The 21,847-nt window shown below is 69.7% G+C and carries 17 protein-coding genes; 9 read left to right on the top strand and 8 right to left on the bottom strand.

Annotated elements, in window-relative coordinates; all coding sequences use genetic code 11:
* Positions 1 to 13: 13 nt before the first annotated feature.
* The gene (ligA, locus tag ABH933_RS00490; protein ID WP_429413769.1) at positions 14 to 2,149 is read left to right on the top strand and encodes an NAD-dependent DNA ligase LigA; all 2,136 of its coding nucleotides are present in this window, start codon (positions 14 to 16) and stop codon (positions 2,147 to 2,149) included.
* A gap of 135 nt (positions 2,150 to 2,284) precedes the next feature.
* Positions 2,285 to 2,815: a GNAT family N-acetyltransferase gene (locus ABH933_RS00495; RefSeq protein WP_429413772.1), complete on the top strand. Its 531-nt coding sequence runs from the start codon at positions 2,285 to 2,287 to the stop codon at positions 2,813 to 2,815.
* 38 nt (positions 2,816 to 2,853) lie between these two features.
* Here ABH933_RS00495 and ABH933_RS00500 read toward each other — a convergent pair whose 3' ends face one another.
* The gene (locus ABH933_RS00500) at positions 2,854 to 3,504 is read right to left on the bottom strand and encodes an amino acid-binding protein (RefSeq protein WP_429413775.1); all 651 of its coding nucleotides are present in this window, start codon (positions 3,502 to 3,504) and stop codon (positions 2,854 to 2,856) included.
* 286 nt (positions 3,505 to 3,790) lie between these two features.
* On the opposite strand from ABH933_RS00500, the gene gatC reads away from it, so the two are divergent.
* The gene (gene gatC, locus ABH933_RS00505) at positions 3,791 to 4,087 is read left to right on the top strand and encodes an Asp-tRNA(Asn)/Glu-tRNA(Gln) amidotransferase subunit GatC (RefSeq protein ID WP_429413778.1); all 297 of its coding nucleotides are present in this window, start codon (positions 3,791 to 3,793) and stop codon (positions 4,085 to 4,087) included.
* Positions 4,084 to 5,553, top strand: coding sequence for an Asp-tRNA(Asn)/Glu-tRNA(Gln) amidotransferase subunit GatA (gene gatA / locus ABH933_RS00510; protein ID WP_215918624.1), 1,470 nt, complete (start codon positions 4,084 to 4,086; stop codon positions 5,551 to 5,553). The genes gatC and gatA overlap by 4 nt, the downstream gene beginning before the upstream one ends.
* A gap of 281 nt (positions 5,554 to 5,834) precedes the next feature.
* Here the strand turns inward: gatA and ABH933_RS00515 are convergent, their stop codons facing one another.
* Positions 5,835 to 7,205: an alpha/beta-hydrolase family protein gene (locus tag ABH933_RS00515; protein WP_429413781.1), complete on the bottom strand. Its 1,371-nt coding sequence runs from the start codon at positions 7,203 to 7,205 to the stop codon at positions 5,835 to 5,837.
* Between the two features lie 98 nt (positions 7,206 to 7,303).
* The gene (locus tag ABH933_RS00520; protein ID WP_429413784.1) at positions 7,304 to 8,140 is read right to left on the bottom strand and encodes a hypothetical protein; all 837 of its coding nucleotides are present in this window, start codon (positions 8,138 to 8,140) and stop codon (positions 7,304 to 7,306) included.
* A 419-nt stretch (positions 8,141 to 8,559) separates the two neighbouring features.
* Here ABH933_RS00520 and ABH933_RS00525 point away from each other — a divergent pair, with 419 nt between their 5' ends.
* From ABH933_RS00525 to ABH933_RS00545, 5 genes are all read left to right on the top strand, one after another.
* The gene (locus ABH933_RS00525; RefSeq protein ID WP_429413787.1) at positions 8,560 to 9,843 is read left to right on the top strand and encodes a sensor histidine kinase; all 1,284 of its coding nucleotides are present in this window, start codon (positions 8,560 to 8,562) and stop codon (positions 9,841 to 9,843) included.
* A 269-nt stretch (positions 9,844 to 10,112) separates the two neighbouring features.
* The gene (locus ABH933_RS00530) at positions 10,113 to 11,111 is read left to right on the top strand and encodes an undecaprenyl-diphosphate phosphatase (protein ID WP_429413790.1); all 999 of its coding nucleotides are present in this window, start codon (positions 10,113 to 10,115) and stop codon (positions 11,109 to 11,111) included.
* A gap of 7 nt (positions 11,112 to 11,118) precedes the next feature.
* Positions 11,119 to 11,778: a response regulator gene (locus tag ABH933_RS00535; RefSeq protein WP_215918627.1), complete on the top strand. Its 660-nt coding sequence runs from the start codon at positions 11,119 to 11,121 to the stop codon at positions 11,776 to 11,778.
* Between the two features lie 62 nt (positions 11,779 to 11,840).
* The gene (locus ABH933_RS00540; RefSeq protein ID WP_429413793.1) at positions 11,841 to 13,658 is read left to right on the top strand and encodes a serine/threonine-protein kinase; all 1,818 of its coding nucleotides are present in this window, start codon (positions 11,841 to 11,843) and stop codon (positions 13,656 to 13,658) included.
* A 40-nt stretch (positions 13,659 to 13,698) separates the two neighbouring features.
* A complete protein-coding gene (locus ABH933_RS00545; protein WP_429413795.1) occupies positions 13,699 to 14,853 on the top strand; it encodes a hypothetical protein in 1,155 nt (384 codons plus the stop codon).
* Between the two features lie 17 nt (positions 14,854 to 14,870).
* Here the strand turns inward: ABH933_RS00545 and ABH933_RS00550 are convergent, their stop codons facing one another.
* The 5 genes from ABH933_RS00550 to ABH933_RS00570 all read right to left on the bottom strand — a co-directional run bounded on the left by ABH933_RS00550 (position 14,871) and on the right by ABH933_RS00570 (position 21,695).
* Positions 14,871 to 15,902, bottom strand: coding sequence for an ATP-dependent 6-phosphofructokinase (locus tag ABH933_RS00550; RefSeq protein ID WP_215918630.1), 1,032 nt, complete (start codon positions 15,900 to 15,902; stop codon positions 14,871 to 14,873).
* 75 nt (positions 15,903 to 15,977) lie between these two features.
* Positions 15,978 to 16,874 (bottom strand): hypothetical protein, encoded by an 897-nt coding sequence (locus ABH933_RS00555; RefSeq protein WP_429413798.1) that lies wholly within the window; start codon positions 16,872 to 16,874, stop codon positions 15,978 to 15,980.
* Between the two features lie 145 nt (positions 16,875 to 17,019).
* On the bottom strand, positions 17,020 to 19,554 hold the full coding sequence (locus tag ABH933_RS00560) for a protein kinase domain-containing protein (protein ID WP_429413801.1): 2,535 nt from the start codon (positions 19,552 to 19,554) through the stop codon (positions 17,020 to 17,022).
* A 72-nt stretch (positions 19,555 to 19,626) separates the two neighbouring features.
* Positions 19,627 to 20,280 carry a response regulator transcription factor gene (locus ABH933_RS00565; protein WP_429415613.1) on the bottom strand — a complete coding sequence of 218 codons (654 nt, stop codon included), beginning with the start codon at positions 20,278 to 20,280 and terminating at the stop codon, positions 19,627 to 19,629.
* A gap of 50 nt (positions 20,281 to 20,330) precedes the next feature.
* Positions 20,331 to 21,695: a sensor histidine kinase gene (locus ABH933_RS00570; protein ID WP_429413804.1), complete on the bottom strand. Its 1,365-nt coding sequence runs from the start codon at positions 21,693 to 21,695 to the stop codon at positions 20,331 to 20,333.
* Positions 21,696 to 21,847: the final 152 nt, after the last annotated feature.

A 21,847-nucleotide genomic window follows, 5' to 3' on the forward strand; every position in this document is an offset into this window, starting at 1 on the left:
GGCGAGGGACGATATGGTTCGAGTCGTGAGTGAGCTGGCGAGGGAATCGACGACACCGGGTGCGGTCGGTGCGGCCACCGCGGAGGTGCGGTTGCGGTGGCAGCGGCTGGCCGAGGAGGTCCGCGAGCACCAGTTCCGCTACTACGTACGGGACGCACCGATCATCTCCGACGGCGAGTTCGACGCGCTGTTCCAGGAGTTGCTGGGGCTCGAGCGGGAACATCCGGATCTGCGCACTCCCGATTCGCCGACCCAGCTGGTCGGCGGCGGATTCGCGACCGATTTCACCGCCGTCGATCATCTCGAGCGCATGTTGTCGCTGGACAACGTGTTCGACGCGGAGGACATGCGCGCCTGGATCTCTCGGGTCGAGGCCGAGACCGGCCCGGACATTCACTTCGTCTGCGAGGTGAAGATCGACGGCGTCGCGCTCAACCTCGTCTACGAGGACGGCCGCCTGGTGCGCGGGGCCACCCGCGGCGATGGGCGCACCGGCGAGGATGTCACGCTCAATGCCCGCACCATCGAGGACATCCCCGCCGAACTCGCAGCCACCGCCGAATTCCCGGTCCCCAAGCTGCTCGAGGTGCGCGGCGAGGTGTACTTCCGGCTGGAGGACTTCGAAAACCTGAATGTCGCCATGGTTGCCGAGGGCAGGGCGCCGTACGCGAATCCGCGCAACACGGCCGCGGGATCGCTGCGGCAGAAGGATCCGGCGGTCACCGCGCAGCGGCGGCTGCGGATGATCTGCCACGGCTTCGGCCGGATGGAGGGTTTCAGCCCGGCCTCGCAGTACGAGGCGTACCGCGCCCTGGCGGCGTGGGGGCTGCCGGTCTCCGCGCACACGGTGCGGGTGCAGGGCGCCGATGCGGTGCTGGCCCGGGTCGCGTACTGGGGCGAGCACCGCCACGACATCGAGCACGAGATCGACGGCCAGGTCGTCAAGGTCGACGAGATCTCCCTGCAGCGCCGGCTCGGCGCCACCTCCCGCGCCCCGCGCTGGGCCATCGCGTACAAGTACCCGCCGGAGGAGGCGACCACCAGGCTGCTGGACATCCAGGTCAATGTCGGGCGTACCGGCCGGGTCACCCCGTTCGCGGTGATGGAGCCGGTCAGCATCGCGGGCTCGACCGTCGCCATGGCCACCCTGCACAACGCCGCAGAGGTGGTGCGCAAGGGCGTGCTGATCGGCGACACGGTGACCATCCGCAAGGCCGGCGATGTCATTCCCGAGGTGCTGGGGCCCGTGGTGGACGCGCGCGACGGCACCGAGCGTGCCTTCGTGATGCCCACTCGCTGTCCCGAATGCGGCACCGAGCTCGCCCCGGCCAAGGAGGGGGACGCCGACATCCGCTGCCCGAATCAGCGGTACTGCCCCGCGCAGCTGCGCGAGCGGGTGTTCCACATGGCCGGGCGCGGCGCGTTCGACATCGAGGCGCTCGGTTACGAGGCCGCGATCGACCTGCTCAAATCCGGCGTGCTCACCGACGAGGGTGATCTGTTCGATCTGTCCGAGGAAAAGCTGCTCGGCACAACGCTTTTCGTCAACAAGGACGGCAGCCTGTCCGCCAACGGCCGCCGCCTGCTGCAGAATCTCGATGCGGCGAAGGATCGCCCGTTGTGGCGGGTGCTGGTGGCGCTGTCCATCCGGCACGTCGGGCCCACCGCGGCCCGCGCGCTGGCCTCGGAATTCGGCAGCATGGACCGCATCGAGGCCGCCTCGGACCAGGAGCTGGCCGATGTCGACGGCGTCGGCCCGACCATCGCGGCCGCGTTGCTCGAATGGTTCACCGTCGATTGGCATCGCACCATCGTCGAGAAGTGGCGCGCGGCGGGCGTGCGGATGCGGGACGAGCGCGACGCCTCCATCGAGCGCAATCTCGAGGGCATGTCCATCGTGGTCACCGGTTCGCTGCAGGGCTTTTCGCGCGACGAGGCCAAGGAGGCGATCCTGGTGCGCGGCGGCAAGGCGGCCGGATCGGTCTCCAAGAAAACCGCCTTCGTCGTCATCGGCGATGCGCCCGGTACCAAGGCGGCCAAGGCCGAGGAACTGGGCGTGCCGATCCTGGACGAGGACGGGTTCCGCCGACTGCTCGAGGAGGGACCCGAGGCCCTCACGCCGCCCCAGGCCGGCGAGGGTGGGGAGTAGCGCCGCGCGCGACGGTGGTATGCATGGCGGGGTCGAGTATCGGTGAGGTGAGGGTGTGAGCGGAGCGGAGCGGAGTGAACCGATGTGCCAGCGCGCTGTGCGCACGGCGGAGCCGAGCGCTAGCGAGGTGGAGTCGTGAGCAGGAATTTCGAGATTCGCCCGGCGCGCGAGACGGAGTACGCCGCGATCGGTGCGCTGACCGTCGAGATCTATGTCGGTGAGGGGCATGTGGATCCGGAGAGCCCGTACGTTGCCGAACTGTCCGACACCGCCACCCGGGCGAGGTCGGCGGATGTCCTGGTCGCCGCGCGCGACGGTGAGGTGCTCGGCTCGGTCACCATCGCGCGTCCGCGGACTCCCTTCTCCGATATAGCCCGCACGGGCGAACTCGAATTCCGGATGCTCGCCGTCGGCAAGCGCGCCCGCGGCGCCGGAGTCGGTGCGGCCCTTGTGCATACCGTGATCGACACGGCCCGGGCCGATGGCTTCGCTGCCGTGGTCCTGACGACCATGCCTCTCATGGCCGATGCCCGCCGCATGTACGAGCGGCTGGGCTTCGTCCATGTGCCGGAACGGGATTGGGTGACCGATGCGGGTAAACCGCTGACGGTGATGCGGCTGCCCATAGGCGACACATCAGCGGTGTCGACGGCCCGCCCGGCGTAGGCGAGCGGCCGTCGCCGGGGTGTGCCGGCGGCGAGCCGCTAGCCGAGCACCGTGGCGACGATGCCGGAGAGGTAACCCAGGCGTGCGATTTCGGACGGGCGGAACTCCGGGCCGCCGGGTCGGCCGAGCATGAGTACCTTGCTGGTGCTGCCGAGCGGGGCGGCTGCCAGCTTGGTGTCCATGTCCTTCCAGATCTGGGGCACCCAGTCGGCCTCGCCGTCGAGGGACATCGGCTTCTCCAGCGGCATCCAGGGGGCCGTGGCCGCCTGGGTCTCTGGTGCGCTCTGGCTGCCCACCACCCGGAAGGCGCCCTGCGGGCCGATGTCGAGCACGGTGCTCCAGCCGACGCGCAGCACCCGCGGCACGCCGTCGACGAGCACCTGCAGCCGGTCGTCGCGGGCGCTGGCCACCTGGTCGATCAGCTCGAGTTCCCGGTGCGTGTCCAGCACGCCGGAATACGGCCGGAGGGAATCGACGCGGATGTCCTCGATCGATTCGGCGGCGGTGATCAACGTATCCGGCAGTGCGCCCGGGGTCACCTCCACGACGATGTCGTCGATCGCGTAACCAGCGCCGCGTTCGACGACATCGAGCGAGAGGATATCCGCGCCTACCGACCCCAGGGCGAGGGCCAGCGATCCGAGACTTCCTGGGCGATCCGGAAGTTGCACGCGGAGCAAAAATGACACGTGCGTTCCTTCTTCCTGTGCGACCGAGACTTTCGGACGGGTACCCGAGCCTGGCCATCTTTACACTCGCGATGTGGGGTACACGAACCGATACATTCGCGGTGACGTATTCCACTGGCATTGTCGGCCGAATCCGGTCGTTCGTGCCACCCGAACCAGGGGTGACTTTGAGCGGTCAACCCGGTGTCCGGCGGCGGACCGGCTCCTGTGCGTGCCGTTGGTGGCAGACTCGCTAGGCTGAACCTGCCGAACCTTATTGAACCCGCCCGCCGAAAGGGGTCCCGCGGTGCCCGCCATCTCCCGCGACGAGGTCGCACACCTCGCCCGGTTGTCCAGGCTCGCCCTGACCGATGAAGAGCTCGACCTGTATGCGGGTCAGCTGGATTCGATCCTGAGCCACGTCCAGGTGATCTCCCAGGTCGCCGCCGACGTCCCGGCCACCGCGTCGCCGAATCCGACCACGAACGTGACCCGCCCCGATGTGCCGGTGGCGTGCTTGAGCCCCGAGCAGGCGCTGTCGGGCGCGCCCGCGGTGGACGAGCAGCGGTTCCTGGTTCCCCAGATCCTGGGAGAGGCCGAATGACCGAGCTGACCCGGCTGTCGGCGGCCGAACTGGCCGAGAAGATCCACTCGCGCGAGGTCTCCTCGGTGCAGGTCACCGAGGCGCATCTGCAGCGCATCGCGGAGGTCGACGGCGAGCTCAACGCGTTCCTGCACGTCGCGGGCGAGCAGGCGTTGCTCACCGCGGCCGAGGTGGACCGGGCGATCGCGGCCGGGACCGTCGCCTCGCCGCTGGCGGGTGTTCCGCTGGCGCTCAAGGACGTCTTCACCACCACCGACATGCCCACCACCTGCGGATCGAAGATCCTCGAGGGCTGGGTATCGCCGTACGACGCGACGGTGACCGCCAAGCTCCGCGCGGCCGGCATCCCGATCGTCGGCAAGACCAATATGGACGAGTTCGCGATGGGCTCGTCGACGGAGAACTCCGCGTACGGCCCGACCCGCAACCCGTGGGACACCGAGCGCATTCCCGGCGGATCGGGCGGCGGTTCGGCGGCCGCGCTCGCCTCGTACCAGGCGCCGCTGGCCATCGGCACCGACACCGGCGGATCCATCCGCCAGCCCGCCGCGGTCACCGCGACCGTCGGCACCAAGCCCACCTACGGCACGGTGTCGCGGTACGGACTCGTCGCGTGCGCGTCGTCGCTGGACCAGGGCGGCCCGTGCGGCCGCACGGTGCTCGACACGGCCCTGCTGCACGAGGTGATCGCGGGCTACGATCCGCGCGATTCCACCTCGCGCAATGTGCCCGTCCCCGATGTCGTCGCCGCGGCCCGGCAGGGGGCGCAGGGCGATCTGCGCGGCCTGAAGGTCGGCGTGGTGAAGGAGCTGCATTCGGACAGCTACCAGCCGGGCGTCATCGCTTCCTTCGACGCGGCCGTGGCCGCGCTGAAGGATCTCGGCGCGGACGTCGTCGAGGTGTCGTGCCCGAACTTCGAGCACGCGCTGCCCGCCTACTACCTGATCCTGCCGAGCGAGGTGTCCTCGAACCTGGCGCGATTCGACGCGATGCGCTACGGCCTGCGGGTCGCCGACGACGGTCGCCACAGCGCGGAACAGGTGATGGCGGCCACGCGGGAGGCCGGGTTCGGCCCGGAGGTCAAGCGCCGCATCATGATCGGCACCTACGCGCTCTCGGCCGGCTACTACGACGCCTTCTACGGTCAGGCGCTCAAGGTGCGCACCCTGATCGCGCAGGACTTCGACCGGGCCTACGAGCAGGTGGATGTGCTGGTGTCGCCCACCAGCCCGTTCACCCCGTGGAAGCTGGGGGAGAAGGTCAACGATCCGCTGGCGATGTACCTGTCGGACCTGTGCACGCTGCCGACCAACCTGGCCGGTCACTGCGCGATGTCGGTCCCGTCGGGGCTGAGTAAGGACGACGGACTGCCGGTCGGGTTGCAGATCATGGCGCCCGCACTGGCCGACGATCGGCTGTATCGGGTGGGTGCGGCGTACGAGGCCGCCCGCGGACCGATCGCCTAGAGACACAACACGACAGGGAACGCCGGGACGCAGGTCCCGGCGTTCCTGTTGTGTGTGGTGTGCGCCGAGGTTCCCCGGGGCTGTGCGCAACTGCGCGAAAGTGCGCTGTCCACAGGTGGATACGCATGTGAATAGGGCCCTTCCGATATTGCCGGGTGTGCGCAAACTGTGTTGGCAAGTTGTGGGCAACTTTTTGAGAATCCGGTCGTGACGGCGCGAATTCGGTTGTCCCCATGGGTGGACAGCTATGTGAACGGCCGCCGGGTGAGATGTGCGAGTTGTCAACAGCCGCCCAACGCGGTGCCCTGATCGATGCCGTATCGGTGCCCGTGGCCGGGCGGTGTGGACAGGGCCGACAGCAGATCCGCGCTGGTCTGGACGAATGTGACGAACGGGACCCATTGTGGGTGTGGGGCATCCGGGCGCACGCCGGTGAGATCGGGTGCCCGCCACAGCAGTTCGGGCGACCACTGCACCACCGGATCGGACGAATTGGCCAGAACCGTCGCGCCGGAGCGATGTACACGATCGGCCGGCGGGCCCGCCCACAGCGCCGCGCAGGCGCGGCGCCGCTGATCGGCGTCGTCGGTGAACACCGCGCTGCCCGCGGTCGCACCGAGGCTCTGCCCGTATATGTACAGGTGCGGTGGATGTTTCAGCCCGGACAGGCGGTGTTCGAGCGCGCTGAACAAGGCCCGTTGGGATAGCTCGGCCGTTCGGCGGTCGAACAGGAAACTCACCCAGCTCGGGGTGTCGGTGTATTGCAGGGCGACCATCGCCACGTCGCCACCGAACCGCCGGCTCATCCCGGTCGCCGCGTTCGCGTCGACCCAACCCGAGCCGGTCGGCACCATGACCACGATATTTCCCCGGCTCAGCCCGCCCGAGTGCTCCAGCTCGCGCATCGCCAGGGCGACACGGGAATCCAGGTCCGGCGCCGATTCCAGGCCGGCATACACCCGGATCGCGCGGCCGGGCCCGGACATGAATCTGCGGCCCTCGCTACCCAGGGACGACCAGTTCATCGCCGGTCCGGTCCGGTCCGCCGCCGTCAAGGAGACAGCCTGCGGCCCAGTGGGATCGGCCGCGGCCCGCGCGGGGCGCTGCGACCCGGTCAGCGTGGGCAGCAGGGCCAGGGGCACCGCGAGCGCCGCGATCAGCGCCACGGTGAGGCCGCGGGCCCGGCGCACTCGGCGTGTCGCCCACCGTATTCCGCCGCACACGCCGATCAGGGTGGCCGCGACCAGGGTCGCGCCGACTGCGCATTCCAGCCAGTAGAGAAGGCCGGCGTGCGGGAAGCCCATGGCCGTCCGCAACCGGTTCTGCCACCGCCAGGCCTGCGCCACGGCGGCGGCCACGACCAGCGCGCAGCCGGCCAGGATCGGGATCCGCAGCCGCCGATCGGGATCGAATGGGCCACGTCGCAGCAGCATTCGCAGCAGGCCGCCGACTCCGACTGCGAGCGCGACGAGCACCCCGGTGAGCAATCCCTGTGCGGTCGGTGTGCGCGGCAGCAGACCGGGCGCGAGCGAGACGGCGACGCCGAGAGTGACCGCGATCGCGGCGCCGGTGCCCGGGCGGCGAGGTGCGGCCGTTTCCAGCTCATCATTGTCGGAGCCGTGCTCGGAAGAGTCTGCCAATACTCTGGTCATCGAAAGTTCCTGTAATCGTGACGAATACGACGTTTCATGCGTGCGCGGCAGCCGTGCGACCGCCCGGGAGCGACCGGCCCGATCCGCTCCTGCAGCGGTCATCGCTGGTACTTCCGACTCGCGCCGGAGGCCGTGACGCGCTGGCGCTTGCGGCGCACGAGTTCCACCATGAGCAGGGCCAGCGCCGCGAGCACCAGGGATGCGGGTGCGCCGACGGCCAGCAGTTGGTGGCCGAGCCGCTTGCCGGACAGCCGGGCGCCGAACAGGTACTCGGGCCGGGGCGCCGCATAGTTCTGGCGGCGCGAGTTCAGGTCCACCGCGGTACTCGCGACACTCGCCATGACCTGGCAACGTCCCTGGTCCAGGCCGTGCCGGTGATCGCAGGCCGCATGCATGCGCCGGTCCAGCACGGCGTCGACGGCCTGCCGCGCCCACGGGCCCAGCGGCCGGCCGCGATCGTCGGCGTAGCGCAACATGTCGTAGCCGAGGTCGTGCGCCCGGCACGCGGTGACGAATTCGGCGGGGAGTGGCACGGGGGACGAGCAGGCGCCCAACGGATCCACCAGCAATCCGCCGCGGACCACCGGCCGATACCCGTGCTCCGCGGCGAACCCCGCCGGAATCTCCACCGCCGCCGGATGCGCTCCGGTCAGCTCCACCACCGCGGCCCGCGCCGCCGGATCCTCGCCACCACCACCCGACGTCGCAGCCGAAACCGGTTGTGCCACCGCGAGAACCGACACCGCGGCGACCGCCGCCACGAATGCCCCCGCCCACCACCGGCCCGCCCGTCCGCCCTGCTCGGGCTCGGACCCTGTCGACGGCGCGGGCGATGGTCCGGGCACGTGGTGAAACGCCGCGCCGGTGTCGCCAGGCGCCGCCACATCGCCGTCGGATTCTCGCGTGCTCTCGGTGAACTCGCACTCGTCCGGCAATTGCCTGACATGCTCCCTGGATTCGCACTCGGTGCCGCGCCGTGTATCGGGTGCGGATCTGTCGGCCGAGCGCGATTGCCGAGCGACGTGATCGGCGACATCCTCGGCGGTGACCGCCCCTTCCTCGGCTGCGGAGGCCGACCAGACAGCGTTCGGGGACTCGCACCCGGGACGGGGCGCGTCCGTGCGACACGGGGGCCGGTGAGTGGGGACAGGGTCGGCGGGTGGGACCGGGATGGGGGACTCACTCATGGTGCCGACGGTAGGAATCGGCGACGGAATCGGGCCTCACGCTGGGGATCTGTTCGTGGGCGGGTGTGGCGGGGGAGGCGTTGGCGCACCCCGTACCGGGGTAGGGGGTGGGAATTCACCCGGGGGTATGACGGCGGGGGCGCGCTCGGATTCCTACTGTCTTAGGTATGGCTCGGATGACGCGCTCGGCGCGGACGGTGGCACGCACGGCACGTGACCCGCGGCAGGCGCAGCAGGCATTCGATGTGGTCGTCGGCGTCGTGACCGCGATCCTGTTCGCGGTGGCGTGGCCGACGCTGCACATCACCCATCAGGTGCCCGCGGCCGCGCAGCCGTTCATCGCCGGGCTCGCGGTGTTCCCGCTGGTGCTCATACGCGTGAATCCGGCCCTAGGATGGGCGATCTCGGCGGGCTCGGCACTGCTGATCGCCCTGGCGATCCCGCATCAGCCGAACAACCACCTGCCGTTCCAGGTCGTGCACATCCTGGTGCTCTTCCCGCTGCTGTTCGCCGTCGCGATCCGCGCGCAGATGCAGATCGTGGTGGTGGCCTGGGTGTCCTCCTCGCTGCTGTTCGCCACCACGATGGCCGCCACCGGCGATTCGTTCGCCTCCTCGGCCTTCGGCTGGCCGATCGCGATGACCGGACTGGTGCTGTTCGGGCTGCTGGTGCGCTGGCTCGTGCTCTCGCGGCGGGCACTGGTCGAACAGGAGGAGGTCAACGAGCTCGAGCGGGCGCGCCGGGCGGTGCTCGAGGAGAAGGCCCGCATCGCCCGCGACCTGCACGACGTCGTCGCGCATCACATGTCGATGGTCGTGGTGCAGGCGCAGACCGCGCCCTATCGGGTCGAGGGCGTCTCACCGGCGGCGCGAGCGGAATTCGAGTCGATCGGCGCGTCCGCGCGCGAGGCACTCAACGAGATCCGCAGCATGCTGGGGGTTTTGCGCAGCGACGGACAGTTGCCCGATCATGCGCCCCAGCCTGCGGCGGCCGATGTGCTCGCGTTACTCGAAGGTGTGCGTCGCGCCGGCGTGCCGATCGACTGGTCGATCGACGGTGTGCTGCACGACATTCCGGACACCATCGGTCTGGCGTTGTATCGCATTGTGCAGGAGTCGCTGTCGAACGCGTCGCGCCATGCGCCGGGCGCGCCGGTTCACACGAGCATGGCGGTGCGCGTCGGCATCGTGGAGCTGGTGGTCACCAATGGCCCTGGTACGAGCGGAATCCGGGATTGTCCCGAGGCCGATACCGCGCCCGGCACGGCCGACGGATCGGCGAACGGTACGGGCATTTCGGGCATGCGCGCCCGTGCGGAGGCCATCGGCGGCACCCTCACCGCGAGCCCCACGACGGAGGGTGGTTTCCGGGTGCGCACGTTGTTGCCCCTGGCCCAGGCGTCGTCGAACGATGCCATCGCCGCTGCGGTCAAACCACCGGCCCTGCCGTAACGTACGCACCTTGGCATCCGCGACGGTCGCCGATGCCGTTGCTGGATTTCCACACTGCGTCGATGTCGACGCAGGCCGACCCTTGGTCCGCCGTGCGTGCTGTTGGCGCTCGGGTCGGTGGAGCGCGCGATGTGTGTCGGGAGGTGAGCGGTCGCGCGCACCGGAGCGCGACCGCCGCTGGTCCGACGCGCGTGCCGGTGTGCGTTGTACCGGCTCGCGACCCCGCACCGGAACTGGTGCGGCGGATCGGGCGCACACATGCGAGACTCGTGGCGATGCTCACCTACATCCAAGCCATCGTGATCGGCGCGTTGCAAGGCGTGACCGAGTTGTTCCCCATCTCCAGCCTCGGCCACTCCGTGCTGGTCCCGGCGTGGGTCGGCGGCACGTGGGAGAAGCTGGTCACCGACGGCGATGCCAAGAACGGCACGCCGTATCTGGCGTTCGTGGTCGCCCTGCACGTCGCGACGGCGCTGGCCCTGCTCGGGTACTACTGGCGCGATTGGCGCGACATCATCATCGGATTCGTCCAGACGCTGCGTACCCGCCGCATCGAGACCTCCGCGCAGCGGCTGGCATGGCTCATCGTCGTCGCCACCATTCCCGTCGGCCTGCTGGGCCTGGCGCTGGAACATCCGCTGCGCACCCTGTTCGCCACACCCATCTACGCGAGCATCTTCCTCATGCTCAACGGCGTGGTGCTGATCGTGGGCGAGGGCATGAAGCGGCGCAATGCGCCGTCGCTGGCCGAATACGGGCGCCGGTTCGCCGAGGCGGAGGATCGGGCCGCGCGCCGACACGGCGACTACGACGAGTACGACGAGTACGACGGCTACGACGAGTACGACGACGTCCACGAGGAGACCCACCTGGCCTCGGACGAGCGGCTCGCGGCCCTGAGCGTGAAGGACGCGCTCGGCATCGGCCTGGCCCAGTCCGGCGCGCTGCTGGCCGGATTCAGCCGCTCGGGCCTGACGATGGTCGGCGGGCTGATGCGCGGCCTGGATCACGAGGACACCGCGAAGTTCGCCTTCCTGCTCGCCACCCCGGTCATTCTGGCCGCGGGTGTGCTGAAGATGCCGGAGCTGTTGGGGCATCAGGGCGACGGTATCCGCGGGCAGGCGCTGGTCGGTGCGATCGTCGCCGGTGCGGCCGCCTGGCTGGCGGTGCGATTCCTGGAGCGGTTCTTCAAGACTCGCACCATGCTGCCGTTCGCGGTGTACTGCCTGATCGCGGGGCTGTTGTCGGTCATCAAGTTTGCCGTGTGAGGCGGGCGTGCCCATCACCGTCTTGATCGCCGACGACCAGGCGATGGTCCGGCAGGGCTTCGGGGCGCTGCTGGCCGCGCAGTCCGATATCAGCGTCGTCGGGGACGCGCCCAACGGCCGGGTCGCGGTCACCGAGGCCAAACGCCTGCGCCCCGATGTGGTGCTGATGGACGTGCGTATGCCGGAGATGAACGGCCTGGACGCCGCCCGGGCCATCCTCGCGGCCGGATTCGACCCGCCCGTGCGGGTGCTGATGCTCACCACCTTCGACATCGACGACTACGTCTACGAGGCATTGAGTCTGGGCGCCAGCGGATTCCTGCTCAAGGACGCTCCCGCCGACGAATTGGTCCGGGCGGTGCGTGTCGTGTCCGAGGGGCAGGCGCTGCTGGCCCCGACCGTCACCCGAAGGCTCATCGCCGATGTCACCCGCCGCCGTGCCCGGCCCAAGCCGTCCCCGGCGCTGGACTCGCTCACCCCGCGCGAACGTGAGGTGCTCGAGCTCATCGCGCGGGGGATGTCCAACGCCGAGATCGCCAAGGCCCTATTCGTCGCCGAGCAGACCGTGAAAACCCATGTATCGAAGGTGTTTTCGAAGCTGGATCTGCGCGACCGCGCGCAGGCGGTGGTGCTGGCCTACGAATCGGGCCTGGTGACGCCGGGCTGAGCAGGTCGGGTTCGAGTAGGATCGCGTGACGCGATGAGCCACCGCTGGAAGGGGATCGTGAGTTGTTGCGCAGCGGTGACGTGTTCGCCGGTTTCACGATCGAGCACCTGGTCGGGCAGGGCGGCATGGGGTCGGTCTACCTGGCGCGCCATCCGCGGCTACAGCGACAGACCGCGCTGAAACTGCTGAACCGAGAACTGTTCGCCGATAAGGAGATCCGCGCCCGCTTCGAACGCGAGGCCAATCTGGTCGCCCAGCTCGATCATCCGAACATCGTGGAGGTCTACGACCGCGGGATCGAGGACGAACAGCTGTGGATCAGCATGCAGTACGTCGACGGTGTGGATGCGGCCACGGTGAATCCGCTGACGCTGCCGCCGGCGCGGGCGGTCCAGATCATCGAGGGTGTCGCGGCCGCACTGGATTACGCGCACGGCAACGGGGTGCTGCACCGGGATGTGAAGCCCGCCAACATTCTGCTGGGTCGCGCCGTGGGTGGCAAGGGGGAGCGGGTCTACCTCACCGACTTCGGCATCGCGCGGCTGCGGGAGGACTCCACCCATCTCACCCAGGACGGGATGTTCACCGCCACACTGGCCTACGCCTCGCCGGAGCAGATGACCGGTTCGCCGCTGGACAATCGCTCGGACCAGTATGCGCTGGGTTGTGCGCTGTACTGGCTGCTGTGTGGAGCGGGGCCCTTCGATTCGGAGGATGCCAACGAGCTCATCCACGGGCATCTGCAACTGCCGGTGCCGCCGATCAGCGCGCGGCGCGCGGGACTGAATCCGGCGATGGATCTCGTGCTGGCCCGGTCGATGGCCAAGCGAGCGGCGGACCGATTCGCCACCTGCTCGGAGTTCGCGGCCGCGGCGAAACACGCTCTGACGGCGCCGAAGCCGGCGGCGCTGCCGGTGCCCGGCGGGGGATATCCGGGCATGCCGGTGGGCGCGGCCGCGCCGCAGAGTGCGCCGCCGCTGGCGCCGGGCGCCCCGCTCAACGGTCACGTGAATCCGGCCGTGCCGCCGCAACTTCCCAATCAGCCTGTGCCTCAGGCGCCGTCGTCCGTCCCCCCGGTTCCGCCGGCCGCACCGCCGCTGCTGTCCCCGAACCCCACCGGATTTCCTCCGAATTCTGTTTTGCTGCAACGTCATAGAAGACGATCGTCGAGTGCGCTGCTATGGGCGGTACTCGGCGTGGTGGCCGTACTGGTCGTGGTCGTTGCGGGACTCTTCATGCTGTCGGGTGGTTCGCCGCACCGGACCACGGGCGTGAATCCCGGTCTGCGGCAGAGCGGTCTGGCCACCGATGCTGCCCGGCCGACGGGGGGCGCACCACCCTCGGCGACCTCCGTCCCCGGCCAGCAGGATCCGGTCGCCGCGATTGCGCGGTACTTCCCGACGCTGCTGCCGCAGGGGGATTCGAGCTCCGGTGACGCGTATCAGGGCCGGGTCGCCTGCGAGCGCAGCACCCAGGGGCAACCCGGAAAGGTGCTGCAGACCGGCGGCCGGACCCGGCGCAGTGGTCCACTGGCCCAGGCGAATTGGCTCGGCGCGTGGGAATGCACCTCGCGTCAGACCTCGCTCGGCTACGCGATCGTGGTGTTCGATACCGCCGCGAACGCCCGGGCCGCGCTGGCCGCGGTGCCGCCGAACAGCACCGCGTCCGGTAGCAAGGGCGACAGCAGCTACACCCAGCGCAGCTGGGCCGAGTCCGACGACGAGCACGCCGAGACCGCCGAGATGGTGGTCAGCTTCGACGCCGATCCGTCCCGCGCCACCGCGGTGCTGTACGCCTACGACAGCGGTTCGGCGGAGCCGGGCTCGGACACCCCGCCGCACGAGGTGCTGGCGCAGTGGTGGGACAAGACCCCGCTGTAGGCGCCGGAATCCCGATCGTCCACCGCCGCCGGATCGTCATGTGACAGTGTGGACACTCATGATCGGCGCACAGGGCATGAGGATGCGGTGGCGGCCGGAGGCGGGGCGGCTGGTGACGTTGATGGCGGTGGCCTTCGGGCTCACCGTCGTGATCACCCGGCTGTACCTGATGGCCTCGGGATACCCGAAGATCGGCGGGGGCACCTATCACATCGCCCACGCCCTGTTCGGCGGCCTGCTGCTGGTCATCTCCGTCCTGCTGCTGCTGATGTCCTCGGGCCGGCGGGCGATGATCTGGGCGGCGCTGCTGTCCGGCGTCGGGCTGGGTCTGTTCATCGACGAGGTGGGCAAGTTCATCACCTCCAACAACAACTATTTCTTCCCGCTGGCCGCGCCGATCATCTATCTGGTGTTCCTGCTGACCGTCGCGGTCGCGCGGACCTCGGCGCACCGCACGGCCCGCTCACCGGAGCAGGCGCTGGGCGCGGTCACCCAGGAGGTGGGCCAGTTCGTCGGCACCCGCCTGACCTCCCAGCGCCGCGAGCTGCTGCTGGCCGAGCTGCGCGCGGTGGACATCGAGGGGTGCGGTCCGCAGCAGCGCGAACTCCACGCGGCGCTGACCAACTACGTGCGGGCGGTGTCCTGTGATGTCGCGCCGACCGTCGGCGGGCGCCTGGCTCGCCTCGGTGTCCGGTTCGAGAACCGCTTCCTGCCGCTGCCCGCGCTGCGCGTCGTGCTGATCGCGGTGCTGATCGCGCACGCGATCTGGTCGCTGCTGCGCTTGATCCTGGCGGGTGTCGTGATCGCCGGATGGCATTCGCGCTGGCCGCAGCTGAACCACCTGCTCGACGTCACCCAGGGCCACGGCTGGAAGTCGATGGTGGGGCTGTCGATCGCCGCCGTGGCCGAGGCCGCGGTGGGCATCGGCTGCGCGGCCGCCGCGGTGGCGTGGCTGCGCGGGCACGAGGAGACCGCGCTGCGGCTGGGCATCTGGTCGGATGTCGTCTCGCTGACCGTGGTCAACGTGCTGGCCAGTTACTTCAGCCAGTTCCTCACGGTGTTCACCGCGATCGCGGAGGCGGTGCTGCTGTGGGCGCTGGTGCGGTACCGCAGCCGCCGGATGGAGCAGGCCGGCTCGACGGACGCGGGACCGGCTGGTGCAGTATCGGCGCCGTCCGGCGCGGCGATGCCGTAGCGATCGGCCGATACGGCTCAGCCGAAGAAGGCGGCCGCTTCCTGATACCTGTTGGTGGGCACAAGCTTCAGCTGTTTGGTGGCCTCCGACAGCGGCACCAGGTTGATGTCGTTGCCGTGCAGCGCCACCATCTGCCCGAACTGGCCGTCGTGCACGGCCTCGGTGGCGTGCACGCCGAAACGGGTCGCCAGCACCCGGTCGTAGGCAGTCGGGGTGCCGCCGCGCTGCACGTGCCCGAGCACGGTGGTACGCACCTCCTTGCCGATGCGGCGCTCGATCTCCACGCCCAGCTGGTGCGCCACCCCGGTGAACCGCTCGTGCCCGTATTCGTCGATGCCGCCCTGCCGCAGCGCGAAGGATCCCTCGGCGGGCTTCGCGCCCTCGGCAACGACGCAGATGAAGTGTGAATCCCCACGCTGGAAGCGGCGTTTGATCAGCGTGCACACCTCGTCGACGTCGAAGGGCACCTCGGGCACCAGCGTCAGGTGGGCGCCGGAGGCGATGCCGGCGTTCATCGCGATCCAGCCCGCGTGCCGGCCCATGATCTCCACCAGCATGACGCGCTGATGCGATTCGGCGGTGGTGTGCAACCGGTCGATGGCGTCGGTGGCGATGGTGACGGCGGTGTCGTGCCCGAACGTGGTGTCGGTGCAGTCGATGTCGTTGTCGATGGTCTTGGGCACCCCGACGACCGGTACGCCCTCATCGGCGAGCCAGCTGGCCGCGGTCAGGGTGCCCTCGCCGCCGATCGGGATGAGCGCGTCGATGCCGTTGTCGTCCAGGGTCTGCCTGATCCGGCCGAGTCCCTCGCGCAGGACGTCCGGATTGGTGCGCGCCGTGCCGAGCATGGTGCCGCCCTTGGTGAGCAGGCGGTCGGTGCGGTCGTCGTTGAGGATCTGGATCTTGCGATCCTCCAGTAGGCCGCGCCACCCGTCCTGGAAGCCGACGATCGCGTCGCCGTACCGGCCGTTCGCGGTGCGGACGACGGCTCGGATGACCGCGTTCAGTCCTGGGCAGTCTCCGCCTCCGGTCAAGACTCCGATGCGCATGCCGCCCATCATGCCGTCATTGCCGTGACGGCGAGGATTCGGGTCCGTGAACAGTCGGTGCCGGGCCCTGTGGGCTCAATGTCCCGTTTGGCATTTCCCGGCCGGCAGGTCGCCCAGATGCTTGACGATCAGGGGCGCGATCTTGGTCAGCATCGCCTCGCCGTCGTCGAGGCCGCCCGAGTTCGCCTGCGCGGCAACGGCGACCGCCATCTGACCGTTGGGTGTCTGGACCAGCCCGAGCTGGCGGACCAGATAGTTGCCCGCCTGATCGGGACCCCACCCGCCCTTGTAGGACGCGTTGTCGACATGGCCCAGGCCCCACTGCTGGCTGGACACCACCTTGCCCATCAGATCGGTCACCGTGCCGGCATTGGGCAGGCAGGGCAGGCGCGAGGCGAACCGCACCTGATCGGTGAGGGCCCAGGTGGCCTGGCCGAAGGCAGAGTAGTCCGCTCGTGCGCGGTTCGCGGGCACCTGGGTGGTGGTATCGCCGCCCTGGCGCAGAATCGCAGCGACCTGCGCGGCGGCCTGATCGGGCGTGCCGAGGGACTGCCACAGCTGATCGGCGGCGCTGTTGTCGGATTCGGTGATCGCCGCGGAGAGCTCGTAGCCGGGCGTGTTGCTGTCGCTGTGCAGCGTCGCGAGGGCCAGCGGAATCTTCATCGTCGACCAGGCCGGGCCGGTCTTCCAGTCGCCCATGGTCGCTACGACATTGCCGCCCGCGGCCATGATCGCCATCCCGGCGTGGCCGCCCAGCGTCGGCAGCAGCGTGGCGAAGTCCGCGGCCAGCGTGCCCGGCATCGCGACGACCGCGCCCGGGGCCGCGTTGACGGGCCGCGACAACACCCCCGCCGTGTCGTCCTGCGGAGGCTTGGCCGAACATCCCACGCAGGCCGCGACGGTCAGGGCGAGCCCGCACACCGCCGCGATGAGGCGTCCGCCGCGCCTGCCCAGCGTTCCCGCTACGTACACCCGGCTATCCTCCAGCTTTCGCGCGGTGGCTCGTGCACGGGCCACCGGTTGGTCGAGGAATTCTGTGCCGTCGTGGTCCTGCGGTCAACCGGAGCGACCGAAGGTGTCCTATTTGTGACGAACGGCGAGCCATGTCCGGCGGTGCTCAGTACAGGTACACCATCGCGCCGTCGCCGCCGGTGCAGGTGATCAGCCGACCGGTCGCCGTGCAGCTCAGCGTGTATGACTTCCCGGTGGCAGGACTGACAGCGACCACCGACGAGGGTGTGGCGGTACCGGATTCGGAGGACTCGGCCGCATAGGCCTTGCGAACCGCCTCGGCGAATCCGCAGGTCGTTCCCGAGCCCACGGCCGACTTGGTATACGGGGTCTCCGTGGACGAGGTGGATCGGCAGACGGTTGCCCCAGCCGGCGGGGTCTTGCGGGCGGCGCTGGTGGTGGTGTCCGCGGCCGAGGTCACCGGCGCGCCGGCGGGGCCGGTGGTCGCGACGACCGGTGCGGCGGTGGAGACGTTGGCGGCGCCGGTGGTGGTGCTGCCGCCGGGCTTGCCCAGCACCTGCCATCCGATCACCGCCGCGCCTACGGCCACGGCGATGCCGAGGACGCTGAGTACGACCGGCAGCGCCACCGAGCGCTTGGCCGGCGGCTTCTTGTCCTCGGCCGTGCCGTATTCGCCCTCCGCGTACTCGTATTCGCCCTCGGCGCCGGCGTATTCGCCCTCGGCGTACTCGTATTCGCCCTCCGCGGAGCCGTATTCGTGCTGGGCGTATCCGTATTCGCCCGCGGCGCCGTGGTACTCGCCTTCGGCGTAGGCATATTCGCCCTCGGCGGCGTATTCGGCCTCCGAATAGCCGTACTCGCCTGTGCCGGAGGCATGTTCGTACCCGGCGTGGTCATAGCCCTCGGCCGAGTTGTAGGCGCGCGCCGAATGCGGCTCCTCCTGATACTCGTTCAGGGGGTATCCGCCGTGCTCGTACCGGCCGTGCTCGTCGCCCCGGTCGTATTCGCCGTAGGCGTCCGGTTCGGCGCGCATGTAGGTGGTCTCGTCGCCGGATTCGGACCGGTAGACGTCGTTTCGCCCGGGGCCGGCAGTGCCCGGCGACGGAAGCAGTTCGGTCCGCGGTGACGTGTCGCGCGGTTTACGCTGCGGCAGGGCCGGCGACTGCGGCGGCAGATCGAGTCCCCGCGTCGACGGATTCTGCTCGGACGCGGGCAGATTCAGCCCCTGCACCGGCATCTTCGTCGTCTGCGGGGATACGCCGGGGGCCGGCGTGACCGCCCGGGGCGTCGATGCTGCCTGATCCCGCGCGGTTTCCCGCGTCGGCAGGGGGGTGAACTGAAATTCCTCGCGACGCACCTGCGTCGCGTCCGTGGGCGTGATCACCGGCAGATCGCTGCCGGTGTCCCGGTCCTCCGGGGAGGGCGGTGCGATGATCCGCAGCGAGCCGGTGGTGGTGTAACTGCGCTGTACAGCGGCGCCCGGAGTGTCGTCGGAGGATTCCGTGGACGGCACCGGTCCCCGGGGCATGGCACCGGCCGGCGAATCGGTCGTCGATGCGGGTGCGCCCGGGTAGTTCCGCTCGGCGCCGGGTGACGGAGCACCGGAACGCATGACCGTCGTCGGGGAGCCGGGCATCGGATCGGCGGACCGCGGCTGTTCCGGCGGCGCTTCCCCGCGCGGCTGGAACTGGGCCGCGATTGTCGGGCCCTGCGGCCCGAACGGCTGGAATGTCGTGGTCTCGGGCACCGGGGGCGGCGCACCCGGTCCGGGCGCGAGCCGGGACGGCGCCGGGGCCTCGTGCTCCGGCTCGGGCACGTATTCCCGTGTGGTGGGCTCGGATCCGGCGGTCAGCCCCACCGCCGCCCGCGCGGCGCCCGCGAATTCCCCGGTGCTGGCGAAGCGATCGGCGGGCGATTTGGACATGGCGTGCGCGATCACCGCGTCCAGCGCCTCCGGGATGTCCGGCCGGTACAGGCTGGGCCGCGGGGGCGGATCGGACAGATGCGATCGGATCAGCGTGCTGACGTTCTGCACCGCGAAGGGCGTTGCGCCGGTGAGGCATTCGAACAGCACACAGGCCAGCGAGTAGGTGTCCGCGCGCCCGGTAATCGGGCCGGAGTCGAAGCGCTCGGGGGCCATGTAGGTGTACGAACCGGCGGTGATGCCCACCATGGTGGTCGAGCTGTCGCCCTCGCTGCGGGCGATGCCGAAATCGGTCAGAAATGCGAAATCGGTCGGCGTGACAAGGACATTGGCGGGTTTCACGTCGCGATGCACCAGCCCGGCGGCGTGCGCGGCGTCCAGGGCGGCGCCCACCTGCGCGACGATGTGCACGGCGCGTTCGGGATCCATCGCGCCCTGGCGGCGCAGCAGCGCGCGCAGATCGTCTCCCCGGATGAGGCGCATGTCGAGATAGAGCGTGCCCTCGATCTCGCCCGAGCGATTGATCGGGACGATGTGCGGATCGGCGATGCGCGTCGCGGCATGGGATTCGCGGCGGAATCGCTCGCGGTAGGTCGGATCCTGCGCCAGCTCCGCAGGCAGCAACTTCAGGGCAACCACGCGATCGTTGTGCGTGTCGTACGCCTCGTAGACCTCGCCCATGCCGCCGCGGCCGATGAGTGAGCGCAGCTCGTACGGGCCGAATCTGCTCCCGGCTCGTGATCGCGTCGCGTTCACCCGTGAAACCTCCACTCCCTGGGCAGGGTGTGACACCGGTGCCCGGCTGCCGCACCGGGATTGCCTGCCCCTCTATCGAGACGATTCTCCGGGTGTTACCACGCCGTGGTCAAACGCGAAGACGATCGCCGCCGCCCGGTCGCGTAACCCGAGCTTGCCGAAAATGTGCCCTACGTGGCTCTTTACGGTCACCTCGGAGATACCCAGCTCCGCGGCGATCTCGGTGTTGACCCGCCCGCGGCCGATCCGCTGCAGCACCTCGAGTTCGCGCGCGGTCAGCTCGTCCAGGCGGCTGCGGCCGCCGGCGGGGGTCGGGCGGACCGTTCGGTAGGCCGACAGCACCCGTCCGGTGACCGACGGATCGAGCCACGAGCCGCCGTCGGCGACGGTGCGCACCGCGCGGATCAGATCCTCGGCGGGGGAGTCCTTCAGGATGAACCCCGCCGCGCCCGCCCGCAGTGCGCCAGAAAGTAGCTGATCGTCGTCGAAAGTGGTCAGCACGAGCACCGGGGGCGCGTCGGCGCGGGCCCGCAGGGTGCGGGTGGCGTCGATTCCGCCGAGGCGTTTCATCCGCAGATCCATCAGCACCACATCGGCGGGCTGGGCGGCCAGGGCCGCGGGCACCTCGTCGCCGTCGGCGCACTCGGTGACGTGGAATCCGTCGCGCCGGCGCAGGATTCGGCGCAGGCCGCCGCGCACCAGTTCCTGATCGTCGACCACCAGCACGACGACGACGTCGTCCCCGGTCTCCTCGGCGTTCGTCGGGGTAGCCGGGATCACATGCCCTCCTGGAGCTTTCGAGTAACGGAGCTGAATGCCTCGCGCACGATGCGCAGTGGGGCGTCCGGTGCGGGGCTCCCGCACGGCAGAACCGGGCGGGCAGCGGCGATCGGGAATCCGGCGCGCACCTCCCACCCGCCCCGGTTCGGTCCCGCGGTGAGGGTGCCGCCGATGAGAGTGGCGCGCTGGCGCATTCCCGGCAGACCCATGCCCCGCCCGCGGCGCACCGGCGCGGGGTCGTCGATCGTGTTGGTCACCAGGACGGTGACCTCGCTGTCGGTCACCTCGATGCGCAGGGTGGCCGCGGCATCGGGGGCGTGCTTGGCGATGTTGGCGAGGGATTCCTGGCTGATCCGGAACAGCGCCAGGCCCGTCGTCGCGGAGACCGCGCGGGTGTCGCCGGAGAGTGAGAAGTCGACGTTCAGCCCGGCGCGGCCGAAATCCTCGGCCAGATCCTCGATGTCGTCGAGTGTCGGCTCGGGGGTCAGGCTGGACGGGCGCTGGTCGAGCAGGCCCACCGTCTGACGGATATCGGCCATGGCCTGGCGACCCAGGCGTTCGGCGTCGGCGAGCGCGTCGATGGCCTCGTCCACGTCGCGGTCGGTCTGCAGGGAGTGCCGGGCCGCGGTCAGGTGCAGCAGCGTGATGCTCAGCGAATGCGCGATCACGTCGTGCACCTCGCGGGCGATGCGGTGACGTTCGGCGTCGGCGGCCTGCGCGGCGCGGATCTCCTGGTTCTCCCGCTCCTGATAGAGATACAGCCGCTGGTACTGCATCATGATGCCGACCAGGGTGCCGAGAATGACGCCGACGATGTAGAAGGGCAGCGCATCGATCGTGTACCCGACCGCCTGGAACACGACCAGCTCGGCTATCGCGATACCGGTGAAGGGCAGGCTGATGCGTTTCGGAGCGATCGCCGCGATCTCGCCGGTGATGACGAACAGCACCGAGGGCGAGGCGTCCAGCGGCACGGGTTGCAGCAGGAACAGGCCCTGGGCCACCAGTCCGACCGTGGCCAGCGCCACCGGCCGGGGCAGGGCCCCGAACAGTGTCATCACCGGGAACGTGAAGCTCACCAGGATCATCGCGAGGATCGGGACAGCGGTGGGAAAGTAGTGACTGCGCTGCACCGTGCCGGTGAGAGCGGCCACCGCCGCCCCCAGGTCGGCGACGATGATCACCGCCGGAGGGTAGTCGAACGGCAGCTCCTCCAGGTGCCGTATGAAGGTGCCGTACGGATCGCGGTGGAAGTCGATTACGCGCTGGCGGGCGTGCCGCCAGCCGGTGACCACCTTCCAGGCCGCATACACCAGCAGCCCGCCGCAGGCCGCGAACACTATGACCCGGATCACCTCCATATGACCAGGCTAGCGACCGCCTACTCCCTGGTACATCGTTCCCGGAGCGGGCGCGCTCTCCTACCGGGGGCGGAGACCGGCGGGGAACAACTCACGCCCTCGGCACGAGGTTTCCGGACCGCGGCGTCCGTAGCGTCGTTGGCACAGCACCG

Origin of the sequence: Nocardia sp. GP40, assembly GCF_050434125.1 — a bacterium.
Lineage (GTDB): Bacteria > Actinomycetota > Actinomycetes > Mycobacteriales > Mycobacteriaceae > Nocardia > Nocardia albiluteola.